The following is a 17571-nucleotide window of genomic DNA, read 5'->3' as shown; positions in this document are numbered from 1 at the left end:
CCAGTACGAGGGCCAGTCGGCCGTGCGCTGCCTGTCCCCGCTGGACGGCGAAGCGCTGGAGGACATCGCCTTCACGGGCAGTGGCGTGTTCGACGGCATCGGCGAAGGCTGGCGCCCGGTCAAGCGGTTCAAGATGACCGACGACCAATGGGGCAAGCTGCTGCAGTCGGGCGGCGCGCTCAGCGAAGGCGGCGAGATGTGGTGGCCGTCCGCCGAAGCGCGGGACGGGGAAGAGCTCGTCCGCACGCTGCGGGAGCAGGGCGTGACCGATCCCGAGGCGTACGCGCCGGCGCGGGCGCATCTGCGTCCCGCGATGCTCAGCCTGCGCGGCTGCAAGCGCATATTGCTAGAAGGACCGACGTTTCAAAATTCGCCGGCCTGGTGCCTGCACCTGATGGACTGCGAGCAGGCGACGGTGCGGGATATCCGCGTGAAGAACCCCTGGTACTCGCAAAACGGCGACGGGCTGGACCTGGAATCGTGCCGCCACGCGCTCGTTGAGCGAAGCATGTTCGACGTCGGTGACGACGCGATCTGCCTGAAGTCGGGCAAGGACGAAGAGGGGCGGCGGCGCGGGCTGCCGTGCGAGTTCGTGACGATCCGCGACTGCACGGTATATCACGGGCACGGGGGCGTCGTCGTCGGCAGCGAGATGTCGGGCGGCGTTCGGGCGGTGCGCGTCTCCGACTGCCTTTTTTATGAACACGGATATCGGCATTCGCTTCAAGAGCGCGCGCGGCCGGGGCGGCGTCGTGGAGGACATCGTCATGGAGCGGATCCATATGTCGGGCATTCCGCTCGAAGCGGTGTCGTTCCATCTGTTCTACGCGGGCAAGGAAGGCTCGGAGGGCTACGACGAGCAGACGTACGAGGTGACGGAGGAAACGCCGGTCATTCGCAATATCACGCTTCGCGATCTCACCTGCGTCGGCGCGCAGACGGCGCTGCTCATCAACGGTCTGCCGGAGCTGCCGCTCGAAGGCTTGACGGTGGAAAATTTCATAGCGGAAACGGCCAACGGCGTCGTCGCTCGCCATGCCGACCGGCTGACGCTGCGAGGCTTGCGGCTGCAAGTCGCAACAGAGCCGGAGATCCGGCTGCACGCCTGCACGAACACGGATATCCGCTAGACTTCGGCTTGTCTCGCCGGGTCGGCCTTGGCGAACTTGCGGTACTGCATGGGCGTCAGGCCGCACGCCTGCTTGAACGCTTTGTTGAAGTGCGACAGATGCTCGAAGCCCACGTCGAGCGAGACGTCGGAGATGCGCTTGCGGGTATGGGCCAGCAGGCGCTGGGCCTCCCGAACGCGCAAATGAAGGATGTATTCGCGAAAATGAAAGCCGGTCAGCCGGTGGAAGACGCGGCTCAGGTACGAGCTGCTCAGGTAGAAGTGCTTCGCCGTATCCGCCAGCGTCAGCGATTCGCGGTAGTGCCGCTGCAAGTATTCGGCGATCTCCGATACCTTCGCATGCAGGGCGTCGCGGGAAGCGCCGGCCGCCGCCGATCGCTCGGCGCGTCCGAGCAGGATGGCGAGCTCCGCGAGCAGCGACACGCAGCACGGCTCGAAGTAAGGCCTCGCCAGCGCGCATTCTTCCAGCATCCGTCGCATCAGGCGCTCGGCCTCTTCGCGCTCGCGCAGGTTGAGCGCGAAGACGCGGCACGATTCGCCCGCCTCGAACAGCACTTGGCCGCGCAGCGCGCCGGGCAGCGCGGACGCTTCGTAGTGGATGAGGACGCGCTCGAACTCTGCGATCTCGGAGCTGGCCGTCGAATGAATGACGCCGCCGGCGATGGCGATCAGCTCGCCTTTTCGCAGCGTGATCACCTTGCCGTCGACGAAGTAGACGCGCTCGCCGTCGAGCAGGTAATACAGCTCCACGGCGTCGTGGCTGTGCGGCCGCGGCATCGCGGTCACGCCGTGGCGTTTGATGCGCTGAATGCTGACGCTTCCATTTTCCACGAAATATTTGGGCGTAGCGTCCATCGAGGCAGACATCGTCATTCCTCCGTATCCGGGCAGCGGTTCTTGATCCTAGATTATAATGAATAAGGTTCGCATTGGAAAGGAGTTCATGCCGTGGTGATCACTGTATCCGCGCAAGGAGACGCCGATTATATCCGTTTGCAAGACGCCATCGATTCGCTCGCGACAGCGGGCGGCGCGCCGGTCACGATCCGCATCAAGCCAGGCGTTTACGAAGAGAAAATCACGATTCCGGCCGCGGCGCCGCCGATCCTGCTGCTGGGCGAGGACCGGGATCGCACGATCCTGACCTGGTCGGACAACGCCCATACGCTGGGCGCCGACGGGCAGCCGCTCGGCACGTTCCGCTCGGGCACGCTCAACGTGCTGGCCGAATCGTTCACGGCGGAGAACGTGACGATCCGCAACGCGTCCGGACCGGGCACTGGCCAAGCCGTGGCGGCGTTCGTCGACGCAGGGCGGGCGGTGTTCCGCAACGCCGCGCTGCTGGGCGATCAGGATACGCTTTATACGGGCCAAGGCCTGCAATATTATAACGACTGCTATATCGAAGGGGACGTCGATTATATTTTCGGCGCCGCCACCGCCGTGTTCGACCGGTGCACGCTGCACAACAAGCGGTCGCGCGGCTATATTACCGCCGCTTCGACGCCGGAGGGAACGCGGTTCGGGTACGTGTTCCTTGACTGCAAGATTACGAGCGGCGAAGGCGTGCGGGACGTCTACCTCGGCCGGCCATGGCGTCCGTATGCGCATGTCGCGTTCATCCGGACGGTCATGGACGGTTCGGTAGCGGCAGAAGGCTGGCACAACTGGGGGCAGCCGGACCGCGAGGAGACGAGCCGGTACGAGGAATTCGCGAGTAGCGGATCAGGCGCTGACGCGGCGGCGCGGGTCGCATGGTCGCGGCAGCTGTCCGCGGCGGAAGCGGCGGATTACCGGATTATCGAGATTTTCCGCGGCTGGCATCCGGAAGGGTATTAAGCGAAGGCTGCCGATGAGAAAAGGAAGTGAATCGCGATGAAGCTGGAGCACTATCTGGACGCGCTGAAGCGTCAAGCGGCGGAGAAACGGGCGGCGCGCGGCCTGCCGGTAACGGACGAGTCAAGAGGCAGGCTGGTCGCAGCGTTCGATCGGCTGCTCGGCGAATTTCCGGAGGCCGGTGACGATCCGGAGCCGCAGCTGCTGGAGCGGGTTGCGTGCGTCGGCTACACGCGCGAGCTCGTGGAGATCGGGACAGTCGAAGGACTGCGGATGCGCGTGTATGTGCTGATTCCGACTGGCGGGGGGTTCAGAAACGACGGGGCTTCCGGCGGTCGTCGCCCTGCACGGCCACGGCTACGGCGCGCGCGAGATCGTCGGCCTGAAGCCGGACGGGAGCGAGCGGGCGGGGGCGGCCGGGCTGCACAAGGACTTCGCCGTGTCGCTGGCCCGGCAAGGATTCGTCGCGATCGCGCCGGAGCTGGCCGGATTCGGCGACCGCAGGCTGGATGAGGACATCGCGCAGGGGCCGGGCCAATCCTCGTGCTTCCGATTGGCGGTTCATCTGCTGATGACCGGGCGGACCGTCGCCGGCCTGCGGGTGCGCGAGACGAAGTCGGCCATCGATTATGCGCAAAGCCGCGCCGAGGTGGATTCGTCGCGCATCGGCATCATGGGTATTTCCGGTGGCGGCCTCGTGGCAAGCTTCGCGGCGGCGCTCGATCCGCGCGTGCGCTGCGCGGTCGTCAGCGGCTACGCGAGCTTGTTCGAGGAAAGCATTCTGGATCGCAACCACTGCCTCGACAACTACATCCCAGGCCTGCTGCCGGAAGCGGAGATGCCGGACCTGCTCGGGCTGATCGCGCCGAGAGGCTTGTTCCTGGAGTCGGGCGATACCGACCGCGTATTCCCGCGGGAGCCGGCGCTCAAGGCTTACGAACAATTGAAGCGTATCTATGCCGACTTTGGCGCAGCGGACGCGGTGCAGGCAGACTTTTTCACGGGCGGGCATGAGATTCACGGGGAGCCGGCGTATGCCTGGCTGCGGGAGCAGCTGCAGCTCACGGCAGCGCCCGATACGAAGAGAGGGGAATAAGCGATGACTACCGAAGCTTTGACGAAACAGGCAGGAGCCATGTCGACGAAGATCGCGGACACGATTATGCGGCAGTGCGGGGAGGACGGCTACCATCCGTATCCGCTCGAGCGCTGGGCGTACGTCCCGGGGATGCTGCTGATGTCGATGTCGCGGGCGGGCGCGCAGCTCGGCGACGAGCGCTATTTCGAATTTATGCGCCTGCACATGGACCACTATATCGCCGAGGACGGCACGATCGCCACGTATTCGCTGGAGGAGTACAACCTCGACCAGATCAATCAGGGCAAAAATCTGTTCCCGCTGCTGGCGCGGGGCGGCGAAACGCGTTATGCCAAGGCGGCGGATACGCTTGCGACCCAACTGATCGGGCAGCCCCGCACGTCGGAGGGCGGCTTTTGGCACAAGAAGATCTATCCGTTCCAGATGTGGCTGGACGGCTTGTATATGGCTTCGCCGTTTCTGGCGGAATATGCGAAAGTGACGGGGAGCCCGGAGCTGACGGACGAGGTCGCCCACCAGCTGCTGCTGGTCGAACGCCGGACCCGCGATCCGCGGACGGGGCTGCTCTACCACGGTTGGGACGAAGCGCGCGAACAGGAGTGGGCGGACTCGGTCACGGGCCTGTCCAAGAACTTCTGGAGCCGGGCGATGGGCTGGTATGCGATGGCGGTCGTCGACTGCCTCGACCACATCCCGGTCGCGCATCCGAAGCGCGGCACGATCATCGGCATTTTCGAACGGATGTGCCATGCCTTGGTCCGCGTGCAGGATCCGGCCAGCGGCCTGTGGTACCAGGTGCTCGACCAAGGCGATCGCAAAGGCAATTACCTCGAGGCGTCGGGCAGCATCATGTTCGTCTATGCGATGGCCAAGGCGCTGCGGCTTGGTTATCTGAGCGGCGGCTTCCGCGATGCCATGCTGAAGGGCTGGCAGGGCATTCAAGAGCGGCTCGTGACGGAGGACGCGGACGGCGTGCATCTGCATCGAATCTGCAACGGCGCGGGATTGAGCAAGGACCGCAATGGCACGTTCGACTACTACATTTCCGAAGCGATCGTCTCGGATCACTATATGGGCATCGGTCCGCTGCTGCTGTGCGCGCTTGAGGTCGAGCGTTACTTGGCGCAGGCGTAGTCGGCCGGGTCAGTCATTTTCGCAGCAAAAAAGGAGGAGCTCGCGTGGCGCAGCATCCGTGGGTGCCCGATCAGGGCGACGGCACTTATCTCAATCCGATCGTGCACGCGGATTATTCGGATCCGGACGTCATTCGGGTCGGGTCCGACTTCTATATGACGGCATCGAGCTTCGGGCATCTGCCCGGGCTGCCGATTCTGCATTCGCGGGACCTGGTCAACTGGCGGCTGATCAATCACGCCGTTTCTCGTATGCCGTTAGCCGGATACGACGTGCCGCAGCATGGGGGCGGTGTCTGGGCGCCGAGCCTGCGCTACCATGCTGGCAAGTACTGGATCTACTACGGAGATCCCGACCTCGGCATCCTGATGACGACCGCGGACGATCCCGCCGGAGCGTGGGCGCCGCTGCATCTGGTGAAGCCGGGCAAAGGGCTGATCGACGTCTGTCCGTTGTGGGACGACGACGGCCGGGCGTATCTCATCCATGCGTACGCGCACAGCCGCAGCGGCATCAAGCACAAGCTGAACGTATGCGAGATGTCGGCGGACGGCCGGACGTTGCTGGACGAGGGCCGGATCGTCTACGACGGGACGGACAAGCATCCGACGCTGGAGGGGCCCAAGTTCTATAAGCGCGACGGCTATTATTATATTTTTGCGCCTGCGGGCGGCGTTGCGACGGGGTGGCAGACGGTGTTCCGCTCGGCGAGCGTCTGGGGGCCTTACGAGGACCGGATCGTACTGCATCAAGGTGAAACGGAGGTCAACGGTCCGCATCAAGGCGGCTGGGTGGAGCTGGCGTCGGGCGAGTCGTGGTTCGTGCATTTCCAGGACAAGGGGCCGTACGGCCGAGTCGTGCATCTGCAGCCGATGAGCTGGGACGAAGACGGCTGGCCGGTCATGGGCGAGCGGCGGGCAGGCGAAGCGATCGGGGAGCCGGTGCTGCGCTGGCGCAAGCCGGATGTGGGCGAAGCGTGCGCGGTAGAAGTGCCGGCCACGTCGGACGAATTCGACGCGCCGAAGCTTGGGCTGCAATGGCAGTGGCAGGCCAATCCGGACGTGCGCTGGTATAGCCTGTCGGCGCGGCCGGGCTTTATTCGGCTGCATGCCGTGCCGCGGGCCGGGGAGGGTGGCGGCTTGTATCGGTCGCCGAACCTGCTCATGCAGAAGTTTCCGGCGCCGGCGTTTGCGGCCGAATGCCTCGTGGACGCGACTGGCCTTAAGGGCGGAGACAGCGGCGGATTGATCGTGTTCGGCTACCGGTACAGCTGTTTGGCTGTGCGGAGAGGATCGGCGAACGCTGGAGATGCCGATCACGCCGAAGACGATGCCGATCGCGCGCTGACCCTCTATCTCGCCGCAGGCGACAAAGCGGGTGAAGCCGAGCTGTGGTCGCTGCCGCTGACCGGGACGGAAGGCATCCGTTTGCGGGTCGAGGTGTCGGCCGATGCCAGCTGCGTGTACAGTTACAGCCTGCACGACGGTGCGTCATATGCCGCGATTCCGGCGGAGGCGTTTCAGGCGTCCGAAGGCCACTGGGTCGGCGCCAAGCTCGGCTTGTTCGCGTCGGGTTCCGGCGGCGGGCAGGTGGAGTTCGACTGGTTCCGCGTGTCGGCGCGGGTCGACGGTCAGAATTAAGGAGGGGCCTCGCAGATGATGGAGAAGCCTGCATTGAAGTTTAATTTTACCGAACAACCCATTCCCGGGTATGTGGCCGTGACGCTGGACGCGGATGGCCGCGCGCCGCTCTATGAACCGGCCGTCGGATACGGCTTTGTCGAGGAGACCTGCGCGCTGCCGCCCAGAACCGTACATACCGAAGGCATCATGTCGGATGGCGCAGGCTTCTCGATCGTGGAAACGGCGTTCGACGCCGAACCCGGATTTGAGAGCGACGGATATAACCGCTACGGCATGGCATTCCGCATCGACGCGCCGCCGGGCGCCTATCGCATTCGCGTCAAGCTGACTTCGAACGCCGCGGATGCGACCGTCTCCGTATCGGGCATGCACGGCGACCGCTTGCTCCAGGATGGACACTGGGATGCGGCGAAGCGGCTGCCGACGTGACGTTCATGATCTCTTGAAGGGGTCTCCTTAAAAAAAGTGACCTACACAGGAAAGGCGGGCGCCCAATCGTCGATGTAATGCAGGGTTAATGAACTTACGATCAGGTCGAAAGTCTCGTCCGCAAACGGCAGAGGATCGGTCATGTCGCAAGCGAAAACCGATGCGCGATCGCAGACTCGCCGTTTACAGGCCTCGACCATTTCAGGACTTATATCGATCGCCGTTATCTGCGCCCATCTTTTGATAAACTGCTCCGTATACCATCCCGCTGCTCAACCGGCATCCAGGACGGACATGCGTTCCATATCCGTCGGCAACAGGTCCATCATGGCGGGGCGTTCGTAATACGCGTTATGCCCGCTCTGCGTATCCACCCCTACCTAACAGCAAAACTCTTATTTTCTATTTTTCAAGGGTATCACTAGTTTTAGTCCCGACCATACTTCATCGACGGCACATACCTTGACGTCCACCAAACCAATGCTTAATGCATAGTTCCTTATGTTAACGTCACTTAAATCAGTCAATATCTTTGAAGCTTTCTTCGGCCAAGAAACCCAAATCACGCCTGATTTATTGATCCTGTCCTTCAACTCGTTCAATAAAGGAAATAACTCCTCTTGCGATGTGGAAAATAAATGAACAAAATCAATCTCATTCGAGATCGCATCGCTATGTAATCTCTCCACCGATGGTACTTCGCCGAGTAAAGTGAAATAATGATCAGGCTCCTTCATAAACAAAACCTTTGAACCTGCTTTCATTCCAAGCTTTTTTTACGAGCGGCGTGCCTGAATAACCAACGCTCATCTATTTTCTTGCCTCCTGTGTGTTCAGTGGTTTTCGCCAGAGCTGCGCGATTCCCTCGTTCATTCCGAGGTGACGTTCATCATCGCTTGCCCCTCGTTGTGCTAAAGCCTCGCGAACGTGATGTAATCGACTTGGACAGGCGCGTCCGATGCCATTCGAAGTCCCCGGTTGATCTGTCCCCGGTGATATTGCCCATGCAGGAGGACTTGCGACAGGATGTCTCGGATCGACGTTCGGAACGGAACCCCGCTCTGATTCGCATAGTCGACCATCTCGTCCAACGCGGATTCCTCGAGCCCCTCGATATAGACGCGATATTGCTCGGCGTTTTCCTCGAACATTTTTCGGATCGCCGTCAGGTCTTCCGTTTCCTCCCACAACGAATATTGCGCGCTGCCATTGCCCTGCAAGCGGGACAGCCAGACTTGCTCCGCGACCGCGATGTGCCGTGCCAGCTTCAGAAGGTCCTTGTCCTTCGTCTTGCTCTCCTCGAGCGCATCCAGGATGCGTCCGTCCGCCCAATACATGTGGTCCATCATGCGCTTCATCGTCTTCATTTCCGTTTCCTCCTGTTCGACCAGTCAACGCTACATCCGTTCCTGCTTCGGAGATGACACTTGGATATTTAATCCTATTTATATTCAAATTTGTTAGTCGAACTCCTTCCTTTTCAAGAAAAAAAGCGAACGGTAGGGGGTTACTGCAAAGCGAACGACGATATCAGCAGTCCAGGCTTAAAATATGGAGACAAAAGATTGAGATGTGTGTTGCAGGCATCTCCCAAAGTTTTTCTGTTAACGTTCAACAAGCTGCCGATTTTCTCGGCAGCTTGTTGGTCGCTGAGCTAGCGGTCAGACGATCACGCGGTAATGGAGATGAACGACGCCGCTTCGGAAGCGGCGCTCGCCAAGCAGCTCGAGCCGCATGCGGAGGCTGTCCGGCAATGCGCGCTTACCTCCGCCCAGGACGATCGGATTAAGTCGTAGATGACACTCGTCAAGCAGTCCCGCGCTCATCGCACTCGCAGCAAGCTCGGGGCCGCCGATCGTCATGTCGGCATCTGAAGACGCCTTCAGCCTTCGAATCGCGTCAGGATCGAATTCCCGTTCGACCTTCGTCTTGGCGCTTGCTGCCGCCGGCAGCGTCCGGGAATACACGATCTTCTCGGCCGCTCGCCAGATCTGCGCGAATTCCCGCGTTGTCTCCGGTTGTGCGGCGCCTGCGTCCGCCGTTTCCCAGTACACCATGGACTCGTACATTTTGCGCCCGTACAGATAGGTGCCGATCGTCCGCTGGAAGCCCGTCCAGAACGCATACGTCTCGTCATCGGAGATCGACCAATCGAGCTCGCCGCGCTCGTCCTCCATGTAGCCGTCCAAAGATAGGTTGACAGGATAGATCAGTTTGGCCATTTGAATAATCCCTCCCATTTAGCGTTGCCGGTTAACGGATAACTCGAAAAAATGTTTTAGACGGCAGCTACTTTTAATCGTATCACAATGAATTTTTCCAATTTCTTATGGATTGCTATATTCATGGGTATAGGCATCCGCACAATCCGCTAGGTACCGACCTACATATTTGTAGGCATAAGGCATTTGACCGCGAATAGGGGATGTTCGAATGCACGACGCTCACTCACGAAGCATTGTGTTGCTCGATGTGAAGCAAGGAGACGTCAACGGGGACGGCGTACTTGATCACGTGTATTTATACGGGAATCAATCCGATGGACCCTTTGCCGATCACATTACGCTGATCATTCAAGATGGACGTTCGAACCGCAGCACGGCGGTCAATCTGCCGAACAACGCGGGATACAACGCGAGGCTCTTCCTCGGGGATTTTTCTAAGGATGGCGTACAGGACATTTTAGTCAGCATCGATACCGGCGGGAGCGGGGGATACGGGATCTTCTATCTGTATTCCTTCAAGAACAATATTGTTTACGAGATGTTTGACTTTGAAAAATATAACGAGGCGTATAAGTTCAACGTAAATTATGAGGACTTCTATAAAGTGAGCGTTAGTAATCCGCAGCTTGACGTGCTATTCACCATAGACATTAGCCAAAAGGGATATGACTATTTGTCGCAATATTACGATGACGACGGCAAGCTTAAACGGCCTGTCCAAGGCGAGGTCCTCGCTTTAGGCGGTCTGTTTCCAATCGTGACAAACGAGAGAGGCGTGGGGTACGATTTATTTGCGATACAACGCATTATTGGGACGAGGAACGCCGATACGTTAGGCTATGTCGAGAATCTTTTAATATGGAATGGCACGCAATTTGCATCCTCCAGACTGACAGTAGCTATTCTGGGTTCGAAGTTGATCAGTCTTTTCTAAGACTGTTTCTTCCGCTAAATGGCTTTTCGCTCAACAAGCTGCCGATCCTCTCGGCAGCTTGTTTGTCGCTTTGCTAGCGTTCCGCGGGCTCTTTGATCCGTCGAATCCCTTGCGCGATCGGTTCCCGTTCCCACGCTTCCAGCGAATAGAGCACAGGCGGCGCAGGAATGTCGAACTTCAGATGCGAGTGGGGAATTTCCGTCAATAAGGTGCCGATGGGCTAGAATTAGTTTTAAATCAGCGCGCCGTTTTTTGAAAGAAATGCAAAGCCGTCAGGCTCTGAGAAGTAAGCTAAACGAATCGGAACAGCAGCAGCCATGGATGAGAAAATAAAGTCCTAAAGCTGCTGCTGTGTTATTGAACTAGCGTTCCCCGTGAGTAGTGCAATAATCTAATCTTTAAAATATCCTCTGATAATAAGTAAGAGCCCTAGAATAATGAGAACTATTGAACCTATTAGGAAAATCGGGCTTATATTTTCAATCACATAAGAACCGCCCCCACTAATAGGTCTCATGCGAGCTGCATCATATATTACACCTGCAACCAAACGTAGCGAATAAAGAATGATTCCACTTATAAAGAAAGTGCATCCTACGTAAATATTTTTCAATTAAGTACCTCCTCTGTATGATCTGTTAGTTTGCTCTCAGCCAGTATACAACTTTTTGCGGTTTTCTTTAGTAAACTTTTCAGGACAAGGCGGGCACGAAACCACACCACCCGAAAATTCGGAAGCGTGTTGCAGCGGCCATCAAATACCTCCGGTTACGTCTAAGGTTACTCCACGGTTCCCTAGCTTATACCATCACACTTGTTGAATATTCAATGCCGAGCCCGTACAGTAGTAGTCGCAGCTACAACTCCATAAAAAAATGCCCTTTCGGGCATTTATTGAGTTTCACCTTATTATGGTGTTTTAATAATCATAAGCAAGTGTTTGAGTCGGCGATGAAAACCAGTCTCTATTAGTTGGATGATAAAAGTCACTATTTCCAAACTGCATGCTTGCATAAGCTAACAATGCTGTTCCTGAGCTCTTAATAAAGGCACTGTGTTGAAGCTCTGAGGAGACCGTGAATCTGAAGCAATCGATTGCCTGTTTAGAATTACGGAACATCGAGGATACGAGGAAGCTCGTTGAAAGGATCAAAGCTTACCTGGATAAAACGATCAGGCTTCAAATGAAAGGACTTTATTTTTTATATCGCTTGATGCAAGTGGAGGGGGAAGCTCTCCTGAACGGTGGACACTCCATAAACAGAACTTTCAAGTGGACCCGTCAAGCAGCGCATTCCATCGCAATCGCATTGCGCGCTCTATACTGGCCGCGACGGCGCAGGCCCCGAGCACGACGTTGAGCCACGCCGGCAAATGAATGGGCGAGATGAAAATCCCAAATTGCTGAGCGACCGGAGGCACCTTGGAGACCGCTTCGAGGACCTGTGGAATGGCGAGAACCATCGGAACGATGAGCATGAGCAGCGACACAAATCCGATCCATCGGCTCAATACCGGGTGCGTGCCGTCAAGACGAGCGCGATAGCCTTCCGCGGAGCGTGCATCCGGGATCAGCTGCTGTAAGCTTCCCTCGTCGGTCACAAAGTGGCAACGCTTCATGCCGAACGCTGAGGTCTCTACGATGATCGTTCCTCCCGGCACGGGGAAGGCCGCAGGAAGCTTGGACATCGCGTGATGTTTGCCATCGAGGTACAGGTGCGCTTTGCCCTTGCCGTCGTCCGATTGAAGCTGCTGCCAATGCGGAACGTCGACGGCATAGACGGTCTGTCGGCCATCGTCACGGGTCAACGGAAGATAGAACAAGCTGCGGGCGAACAGCTGCCACCAGCGGATCGGCTTTAGTGGACGCCCATTACCGGCCTGGACGCGTTTTGCGGCTCTGCGCCACTTACGCTTCTTGATCATATTGGACTCCTTTTAACAGGTTCACCGGATGAGAATATTACCCGAGGTTGCCCGTACTTTGATCTTGTCCGTCGTCTCTTGCGGGGGCTCAGGCGCGTTGACGCGTCCGGTCGTGGTCTTCAGGTCAAAGAATCCTTTGAACGCCGGATCGAGCGACAACGTGACGTCGCCGGTACGCACGGAAATATCCAGGTGATCCGAACGCTGCTCCGTCAAATCAATGCTGCCGGACGTTAATTTAAATACGCCGTCTCCGGTAAACCGATCGAACTTGATCTGGCCTGTGCGCAAGGAGACATCGGCCGAACCGTCGACGTCTGCGGCGGTAATATTGCCGAAAGTCCCCTCCACGGTCAAGGCGCCCTGCAGCCCGTCCACCTTGACGTCGCCGGAATGAAAGGAGACGTCGATATTTTCGGCCTTCAAATCGGTAAAGCTGGCATCGCCAGCTTTTGACTTGTAGCTGACCTGCTTCAACCGGGTATCATCCGCCAATGCTACGGTCATCTGCAGCTTGGTGGACTTGTAGTTGGGGGCGACTAATTTCACATCCTTATTCAGCTCCACCTTCAGCGTATTCCCCGCGATCTCCGTCGCTTCCAGCTGATCGATCGTGTGCTGCTGCATGTTGCCGCTGATCTCCACATAATTGGAGCCGTCGGCGCTCGCGATGAACGCCATGCTCACGTCATATTCGCTGTCGACGACGAGCGAATGCAGCTTGCCTTGCGTGAACGTCCACTTTTGCTCGTGAGCAGGCAGCTTGTCGACCAAATCGCGCGATTGACATGCCGTCCCGATGAGGCTCAGAACGATCAGCACCAATATTGGACCATACCGTTTATGATGGGTCATCGATTATTTCCTTTCCCTGTTCGAATGTGTATCAGCGAATCATTTTCAAGATGCTCTTGATCACCTTTTCACTGTACGATTCCAGGCTTAACGCATCCCCCCTTTTGAGGAAGTCCCCTCGCCACAACAATCGCACCCCGAATAATCATGGCAGTCACCTGGGGATCGAAGTCGCCGAATTCTTTCGTCTCTTGTCCTTTGCGGAGAATCTCCTTCAACAAAACGATTAATCCGTCTTCCTCATGAACTTCGGCCTGGTAATACGGGACGTTATCCGGTGTACGGCCATTAATAACGATTTCGAGCAAAGCGTTGCTATTTTCGCCGTTCGTACCCAGATAGGCCAAGCTTGCTTGGATAAAAGCGGTTAATTTCTCCATATATGTTGGCTGCGGCGCAACTTTTTCCTTGATATAGCTTCGCTCATGCTCAACCAGATACATCAGGGTGTTTCTCATCAAATCTTCCTTGCCGGAGAAATGGTAAGAAATGAGTCCTGTGCTAATCTTTGCTTTATTTGCGATCTTGGAAAGACTTGTGCTGTGGTATCCGATGTCCGTCAGAACCTTAATAGCTGCTTTGATAACCTGTTCTCTGCGCGCTTCAGCGATCAGATATTGTTTGGTTTCCATTCGATTCATCCCCTAAAGTTGATTGTTCATTTAAAATCCTGATCGATCAATATTTTTTATTTTATACGCGCCATTTCCTCATGTCAACCAACCCAAACCAGCATTGAGACGATCATGGCTTTCCATCGGGAAAAGGCGAGTTAAGATCATCTATTATAAGAGTTGCAATCCTACGCGGCAGGCATTCAAGCGACTTCTGCTGATGCAGTTATTAGAATTGCATCCGTATCAGGATCCTTTGACTAGTGTCGTTCCTATCTCTTCAAGACGGCAGGCAAATCTAGTTTGTTTTATCAATCATCGGTGCAGTAATATTTTTCAGCTTCAATTTTTCTATTTTCCCGTTGGATTTGATCGTAAGCTCGAACACGCCATCCGTAGTCGGTTTAACGGAAATAAAATCTGAATTCGATTCAGAGGACGTGTGAAAACTTCTAACGCCATGCAATTCCTGAGGATATTGGCTTTCAAACTTGAACCCGTCTCCGCCGACTAGCCGATACTCAATAGGTCCGAATTTTGCGCCTCTGTTTTCTGAAATATTTTGAATGTATATCGAATCAAACAATGAACTGTTGGCTTTAAATATCGAAAAAGGTGGCAAGCCATTCTTCTCCTTTACCATCGTAAACAACTTCATCCGATCGTTCTTTTGTATCGTTATCTGCTTCTTTGCTTGTACATGCTGAAAGAAATAATTGAAAAGATAATACGAGGAATAACAATATTCGATATTTCAAGCGTGCATTCACCCCTCTAATGGATGTTCAAAGCGGATCTGACACTAATAGCCTAAATCGATTAGCCCAACGATTACGTTTTTTTTACGGATCAAACTCCCCACCTTCTGAATCGGAACGCTGAAGATGATCAGCAATGCCGCGAGATAGTCCGTCACCGCCAGCCTCTCGCGCAGCAAGAAGACGATAAAGACAAGCGTGACAAACGGCGTGAAGAAGGTAAAGCTTGCGATCAACGAGGCCGGAGAGTACCTCAGCGCCCGGAAATACAAGAAAAAGCCGAGTACGATATTGCTCATGCTCAGCCATACCACGCCGTAAAAGTCCGTTCGCTGCGGAACGATGAAGCGGGAGGACAGCAGCGTAGCGCCAATCGATAAAAGAAAGGCAACGCTCGTGATCACAAAAGTGCTGACGATCGTATCTTTCTGGTTCTTCTTAATGAAGTTCGTAAATAATCCCCAGCTCACCGCAGCCAAAACCGCGTAAAGGTCCCCTCTGAAGTTCGTGAAATTGATATTGGCGATATCCCCTTTGGTCAGGAGCAGAAGCGTTCCCAGGAAGCCCATCGCGACCGAGAGCATCTTATACCGGTTCAGCTTCTCCTTATGGATGGGAATCGCGAGCAGCACGATAAAGATGGGAAATAAATAATTCAGCATGGACGCTTCTACCGCAGGGATGCGTTCGAGGGATTTTAAATAAAAGAAATCGTATAGAAAAGCGAACGTGCCGCACATAAGCAGCAACGCCAGCTCGGAAAGCTTCCATGAGAACAGGGCGCTTAATTTGCCTTTGATCAGAAAGATCGCTAAAAAAGGAAATCACGCCGATCCCATACATGTAGAACATGACTTGATAGCTGTCCAGATGATGCAAGAGCAGCTTGCTAACGGCAGCCAACGATCCCCACATTAACAGCAAGATCGGCATTAATAGGAAGGGGCTTTTTTGAGACTTCGCTTTTCGAGACTTCGCGTTTCTCGGTTTGCTTGCTCATTGGCGTTGCTGCTCCTTCGCAATCCAAACTTCGCTGTTCAGTTTACCGTAAAGTCGGCCTTATCGGCTACCTGGAATATTAAATGCCCTTTTTCCCCCGACCAGTTTCGTTATTTGTTGTAAATCTAAAAAAGAGTTGTATATTATTTCCTCCTCCTCCCGACTTAAAATAAAAGCAGGAAGCCAAACCGCTGACGGGCCGAGGGGGGAATGGAAGTGCAGTTAAAGAAGAAGCGCTTGTTCGGAACGATGGGATGCATCTTGCTCTGCTCCGCCATGGCGACCGCGTGTTCTTCGGATACGCCGAAGGAGAGCGCCGGCGCGCAGGCAACGCAGACAGCTTCGGCGCTGCCGATCGACCACGCGCAGCAGGCGAAGAAAAAGTTCGATCCGCCGGTGACGATCACGACCGCGATCATTCAGGATCAGAAGGACAATGCGTTCAAGCCCGGCGAGACGATCGAGAACAACGTCTTTACGAAGTGGCTGAAGGACAATATGGGCATCGAGGTCAAATTCGACTTCGTCGTCGGCAAGCAGTCCGACTACGATACGAAGTTCCGTCTCCTGCTGGCGAGCGGCTCGAAGCTGCCCGACGTCATCACGGGCTTGTATGCGGATCAGCTCGACGCCGGCTTGCTGATGCCGCTGAACGATGCGATCGAGCAGTACGCCTCGCCGAACTTGAAGAAGCTGTTCGCGCAGTACCCGCAGGCGTTCGAGTCGGTGACCCGCGACGGGAAAATCTACGGCATCCCGAGATTCCTGTCGGCCGACGAAGGCGGGGTCATGTGGCTGCGCGAGGATTGGCTGAAGAAGCTGAACTTGAAGGCGCCTGCCACGATCGACGAGCTGGAAAAGGTGCTGGAGGCCTTCACGAAGCAGGACCCGGACGGCGACGGCAAAGCGGACACATACGGACTTGCCGTCTCGCTCAAAGAAGGCATGTATACGTGGATGGCCAGCGCGGACCCGATCTTCGGCGCGTTCAGCGACTACATGGCCCCGGAATTCCGCTCGATCGGCGGGTGGTGGAATCCGGACAAGAACGGGAAGCTGATCTACAGCGCCGTCGATCCGTCCGCGAAGCCGTTCCTCGAGACGATGGCAAGATGGAAGAAAGACGGCTATATGGATCCCGAAGCGGGCGTCAAGGATGCGATGAAGGCGATCGAGCCGGCGGTGAACGGCACGGCCGGCGTCATCTTCGGACCGAACTGGATGGGGCAGTGGCCGCTGGAGGATACGGCGAAGTCCGATCCGAACGCCGTCTGGAAAGCGTACCCGATACCAGCCGGCCCGGAAGGCAAGATCGGCCGCGTCGTCCAGATGATCGGCGGCGCGATGTCCTTCAGCAAGGACTTCAAGCATATCGACGCCTGGTTCGCGTACATCAACAAGATGTATGCCCGTCAATTCGGCAAGGACGACCCGTATTACGATCCAACCTTTGACGTCGGCTTTTTCGAAGGCTATGACTATATCAAGTACGACGGCAAGATTATCAAGAACGGCTTCAAGGATAAGGGCGTTCCGGAAAACCTGTGGCCGCTCGCGAGCGGCAAGGAAATGGACATGAAGTACGCGCTGTACGCGCTGAACGGCGCCTTCACGCCGACGGTCCCTTACCTTGGGGATCCAGGGTACGCGAAGTTCGCCGCCGATCCGAACGCGCAGGCTGCCAACGCGGCGGAGGAGCGGGTGAAAAACCTGACCAAAGTCCAGCTGGAAGCGGGCAACGTACGCCAGACGCAGAACGAGGCGGACAAATACAATTCCTTCGAGGGCGCGGCCACCGAGACGATGAAGTCCAAGGGCGGACTGCTGACCAAGCTGGAGTCCGAAGCGTATCTGAAGATCATCTACGGCGACAAGCCCGTCGATTACTTCGACGAATTCGTGAAGGAATGGAAGGCAAGCGGCGGCGATCAAGTGACCGCCGAGGTGAACGCCTGGTACGAGAGCACGAAGAAGAAGTGACGGCGCACGC

Annotated in this window: 20 protein-coding genes and 2 pseudogenes; 10 read left to right on the top strand and 12 right to left on the bottom strand. The window is 56.5% G+C overall.

The annotated features are described in order from the left end of the window. Positions 1–133: 133 nt before the first annotated feature. Positions 134–631: pseudogene (locus OMP38_RS34740) on the top strand (glycoside hydrolase family 28 protein); the annotation flags it as partial. A 67-nt stretch (positions 632–698) separates the two neighbouring features. Continuing rightward, positions 699–1130 carry a glycoside hydrolase family protein gene (locus tag OMP38_RS16475; RefSeq protein ID WP_277566103.1) on the top strand — a complete coding sequence of 144 codons (432 nt, stop codon included), beginning with the start codon at positions 699–701 and terminating at the stop codon, positions 1128–1130. Here the strand turns inward: OMP38_RS16475 and OMP38_RS16470 are convergent. Next, positions 1127–1996, bottom strand: a complete 870-nt coding sequence (locus OMP38_RS16470) for a helix-turn-helix transcriptional regulator (protein WP_277566102.1) — start codon at positions 1994–1996, stop codon at positions 1127–1129. The genes OMP38_RS16475 and OMP38_RS16470 overlap by 4 nt on opposite strands. An 81-nt stretch (positions 1997–2077) precedes the next feature. Between OMP38_RS16470 and OMP38_RS16465 the strand changes: the two genes are divergently transcribed. The 6 genes from OMP38_RS16465 to OMP38_RS16440 are packed head-to-tail and all read left to right on the top strand — an operon-like array spanning position 2078 to position 7270. Next, entirely contained in the window at positions 2078–2968 is an 891-nt protein-coding gene (locus OMP38_RS16465; RefSeq protein ID WP_277566101.1) for a pectinesterase family protein, read from the top strand. Between the two features lie 36 nt (positions 2969–3004). Beyond that, on the top strand, positions 3005–3478 hold the full coding sequence (locus OMP38_RS16460; protein WP_277566100.1) for a hypothetical protein: 474 nt from the start codon (positions 3005–3007) through the stop codon (positions 3476–3478). Continuing rightward, entirely contained in the window at positions 3405–4061 is a 657-nt protein-coding gene (locus OMP38_RS16455) for a dienelactone hydrolase family protein (RefSeq protein WP_277566099.1), read from the top strand. Before OMP38_RS16460 ends, OMP38_RS16455 begins: the two co-directional genes overlap by 74 nt. Positions 4062–4064: 3 nt before the next feature. Beyond that, a complete protein-coding gene (locus tag OMP38_RS16450) occupies positions 4065–5198 on the top strand; it encodes a glycoside hydrolase family 88/105 protein (RefSeq protein ID WP_277566098.1) in 1134 nt (377 codons plus the stop codon). Between the two features lie 44 nt (positions 5199–5242). After that, positions 5243–6838: a glycoside hydrolase family 43 protein gene (locus tag OMP38_RS16445; RefSeq protein ID WP_277566097.1), complete on the top strand. Its 1596-nt coding sequence runs from the start codon at positions 5243–5245 to the stop codon at positions 6836–6838. 15 nt (positions 6839–6853) lie between these two features. Further along, a complete protein-coding gene (locus OMP38_RS16440) occupies positions 6854–7270 on the top strand; it encodes a hypothetical protein (protein WP_277566096.1) in 417 nt (138 codons plus the stop codon). Positions 7271–7311: 41 nt separating this feature from the next. Here the strand turns inward: OMP38_RS16440 and OMP38_RS16435 are convergent. The 4 genes and pseudogenes from OMP38_RS16435 to OMP38_RS16420 form a co-directional block, all read right to left on the bottom strand. After that, positions 7312–7527 (bottom strand): annotated as a pseudogene (locus OMP38_RS16435) (class I SAM-dependent methyltransferase); the annotation flags it as partial. 138 nt (positions 7528–7665) lie between these two features. Further along, the gene (locus tag OMP38_RS16430; RefSeq protein WP_277566095.1) at positions 7666–8007 is read right to left on the bottom strand and encodes a DUF3052 family protein; all 342 of its coding nucleotides are present in this window, start codon (positions 8005–8007) and stop codon (positions 7666–7668) included. Positions 8008–8181: 174 nt separating this feature from the next. Further along, positions 8182–8637 carry a DinB family protein gene (locus OMP38_RS16425; protein ID WP_277566094.1) on the bottom strand — a complete coding sequence of 152 codons (456 nt, stop codon included), beginning with the start codon at positions 8635–8637 and terminating at the stop codon, positions 8182–8184. Between the two features lie 294 nt (positions 8638–8931). Continuing rightward, complete coding sequence (locus OMP38_RS16420; protein ID WP_277566093.1) at positions 8932–9492, bottom strand: dihydrofolate reductase family protein; 561 nt, start codon at positions 9490–9492, stop codon at positions 8932–8934. A 211-nt stretch (positions 9493–9703) separates the two neighbouring features. On the opposite strand from OMP38_RS16420, the gene OMP38_RS16415 reads away from it, so the two are divergent. Beyond that, positions 9704–10429, top strand: a complete 726-nt coding sequence (locus tag OMP38_RS16415; RefSeq protein WP_277566092.1) for a VCBS repeat-containing protein — start codon at positions 9704–9706, stop codon at positions 10427–10429. A gap of 73 nt (positions 10430–10502) precedes the next feature. On the opposite strand, the gene OMP38_RS16410 is transcribed toward OMP38_RS16415, so the two are convergent. From OMP38_RS16410 to OMP38_RS16380, 7 genes are all read right to left on the bottom strand, one after another. Continuing rightward, positions 10503–10646 carry a DUF6022 family protein gene (locus OMP38_RS16410; RefSeq protein WP_420869699.1) on the bottom strand — a complete coding sequence of 48 codons (144 nt, stop codon included), beginning with the start codon at positions 10644–10646 and terminating at the stop codon, positions 10503–10505. Between the two features lie 174 nt (positions 10647–10820). Then, positions 10821–11042 (bottom strand): hypothetical protein, encoded by a 222-nt coding sequence (locus tag OMP38_RS16405; RefSeq protein WP_277566090.1) that lies wholly within the window; start codon positions 11040–11042, stop codon positions 10821–10823. Between the two features lie 656 nt (positions 11043–11698). Further along, entirely contained in the window at positions 11699–12355 is a 657-nt protein-coding gene (locus tag OMP38_RS16400) for a hypothetical protein (protein WP_277566089.1), read from the bottom strand. A gap of 21 nt (positions 12356–12376) precedes the next feature. After that, positions 12377–13210 (bottom strand): DUF4097 family beta strand repeat-containing protein, encoded by an 834-nt coding sequence (locus OMP38_RS16395; protein WP_277566088.1) that lies wholly within the window; start codon positions 13208–13210, stop codon positions 12377–12379. A 68-nt stretch (positions 13211–13278) separates the two neighbouring features. Continuing rightward, on the bottom strand, positions 13279–13842 hold the full coding sequence (locus tag OMP38_RS16390; RefSeq protein ID WP_277566087.1) for a TetR/AcrR family transcriptional regulator: 564 nt from the start codon (positions 13840–13842) through the stop codon (positions 13279–13281). Positions 13843–14122: 280 nt separating this feature from the next. After that, positions 14123–14482 carry a hypothetical protein gene (locus tag OMP38_RS16385; RefSeq protein WP_277566086.1) on the bottom strand — a complete coding sequence of 120 codons (360 nt, stop codon included), beginning with the start codon at positions 14480–14482 and terminating at the stop codon, positions 14123–14125. Between the two features lie 144 nt (positions 14483–14626). Beyond that, entirely contained in the window at positions 14627–15361 is a 735-nt protein-coding gene (locus OMP38_RS16380; RefSeq protein ID WP_338130576.1) for a DMT family transporter, read from the bottom strand. 436 nt (positions 15362–15797) lie between these two features. Between OMP38_RS16380 and OMP38_RS16375 the strand changes: the two genes are divergently transcribed. After that, positions 15798–17561 carry an extracellular solute-binding protein gene (locus OMP38_RS16375; protein WP_277566084.1) on the top strand — a complete coding sequence of 588 codons (1764 nt, stop codon included), beginning with the start codon at positions 15798–15800 and terminating at the stop codon, positions 17559–17561. Positions 17562–17571 lie beyond the last annotated feature (10 nt).

The sequence above is a fragment of the Cohnella ginsengisoli genome (assembly GCF_029525555.1).
Lineage (GTDB): Bacteria > Bacillota > Bacilli > Paenibacillales > Paenibacillaceae > Cohnella > Cohnella ginsengisoli.
This window is presented reverse-complemented; position numbering and strand designations above follow the sequence as displayed.

Coding starts and splice junctions, on each gene's coding strand:
- OMP38_RS16460 (WP_277566100.1), top strand. CDS start 3,005: ATGAAGCTGGAGCACTATCTGGACGCGCTGAAGCGTCAAGCGGCGGAG.
- OMP38_RS16425 (WP_277566094.1), bottom strand. CDS start 8,637: ATGAAGACGATGAAGCGCATGATGGACCACATGTATTGGGCGGACGGA.
- OMP38_RS16450 (WP_277566098.1), top strand. CDS start 4,065: ATGACTACCGAAGCTTTGACGAAACAGGCAGGAGCCATGTCGACGAAG.
- OMP38_RS16470 (WP_277566102.1), bottom strand. CDS start 1,996: ATGTCTGCCTCGATGGACGCTACGCCCAAATATTTCGTGGAAAATGGA.
- OMP38_RS16475 (WP_277566103.1), top strand. CDS start 699: ATGAACACGGATATCGGCATTCGCTTCAAGAGCGCGCGCGGCCGGGGC.
- OMP38_RS16400 (WP_277566089.1), bottom strand. CDS start 12,355: ATGATCAAGAAGCGTAAGTGGCGCAGAGCCGCAAAACGCGTCCAGGCC.
- OMP38_RS16415 (WP_277566092.1), top strand. CDS start 9,704: ATGCACGACGCTCACTCACGAAGCATTGTGTTGCTCGATGTGAAGCAA.
- OMP38_RS16430 (WP_277566095.1), bottom strand. CDS start 8,007: ATGAAGGAGCCTGATCATTATTTCACTTTACTCGGCGAAGTACCATCG.
- OMP38_RS16390 (WP_277566087.1), bottom strand. CDS start 13,842: ATGGAAACCAAACAATATCTGATCGCTGAAGCGCGCAGAGAACAGGTT.
- OMP38_RS16420 (WP_277566093.1), bottom strand. CDS start 9,492: ATGGCCAAACTGATCTATCCTGTCAACCTATCTTTGGACGGCTACATG.
- OMP38_RS16440 (WP_277566096.1), top strand. CDS start 6,854: ATGATGGAGAAGCCTGCATTGAAGTTTAATTTTACCGAACAACCCATT.
- OMP38_RS16395 (WP_277566088.1), bottom strand. CDS start 13,210: ATGACCCATCATAAACGGTATGGTCCAATATTGGTGCTGATCGTTCTG.
- OMP38_RS16385 (WP_277566086.1), bottom strand. CDS start 14,482: ATGAAGTTGTTTACGATGGTAAAGGAGAAGAATGGCTTGCCACCTTTT.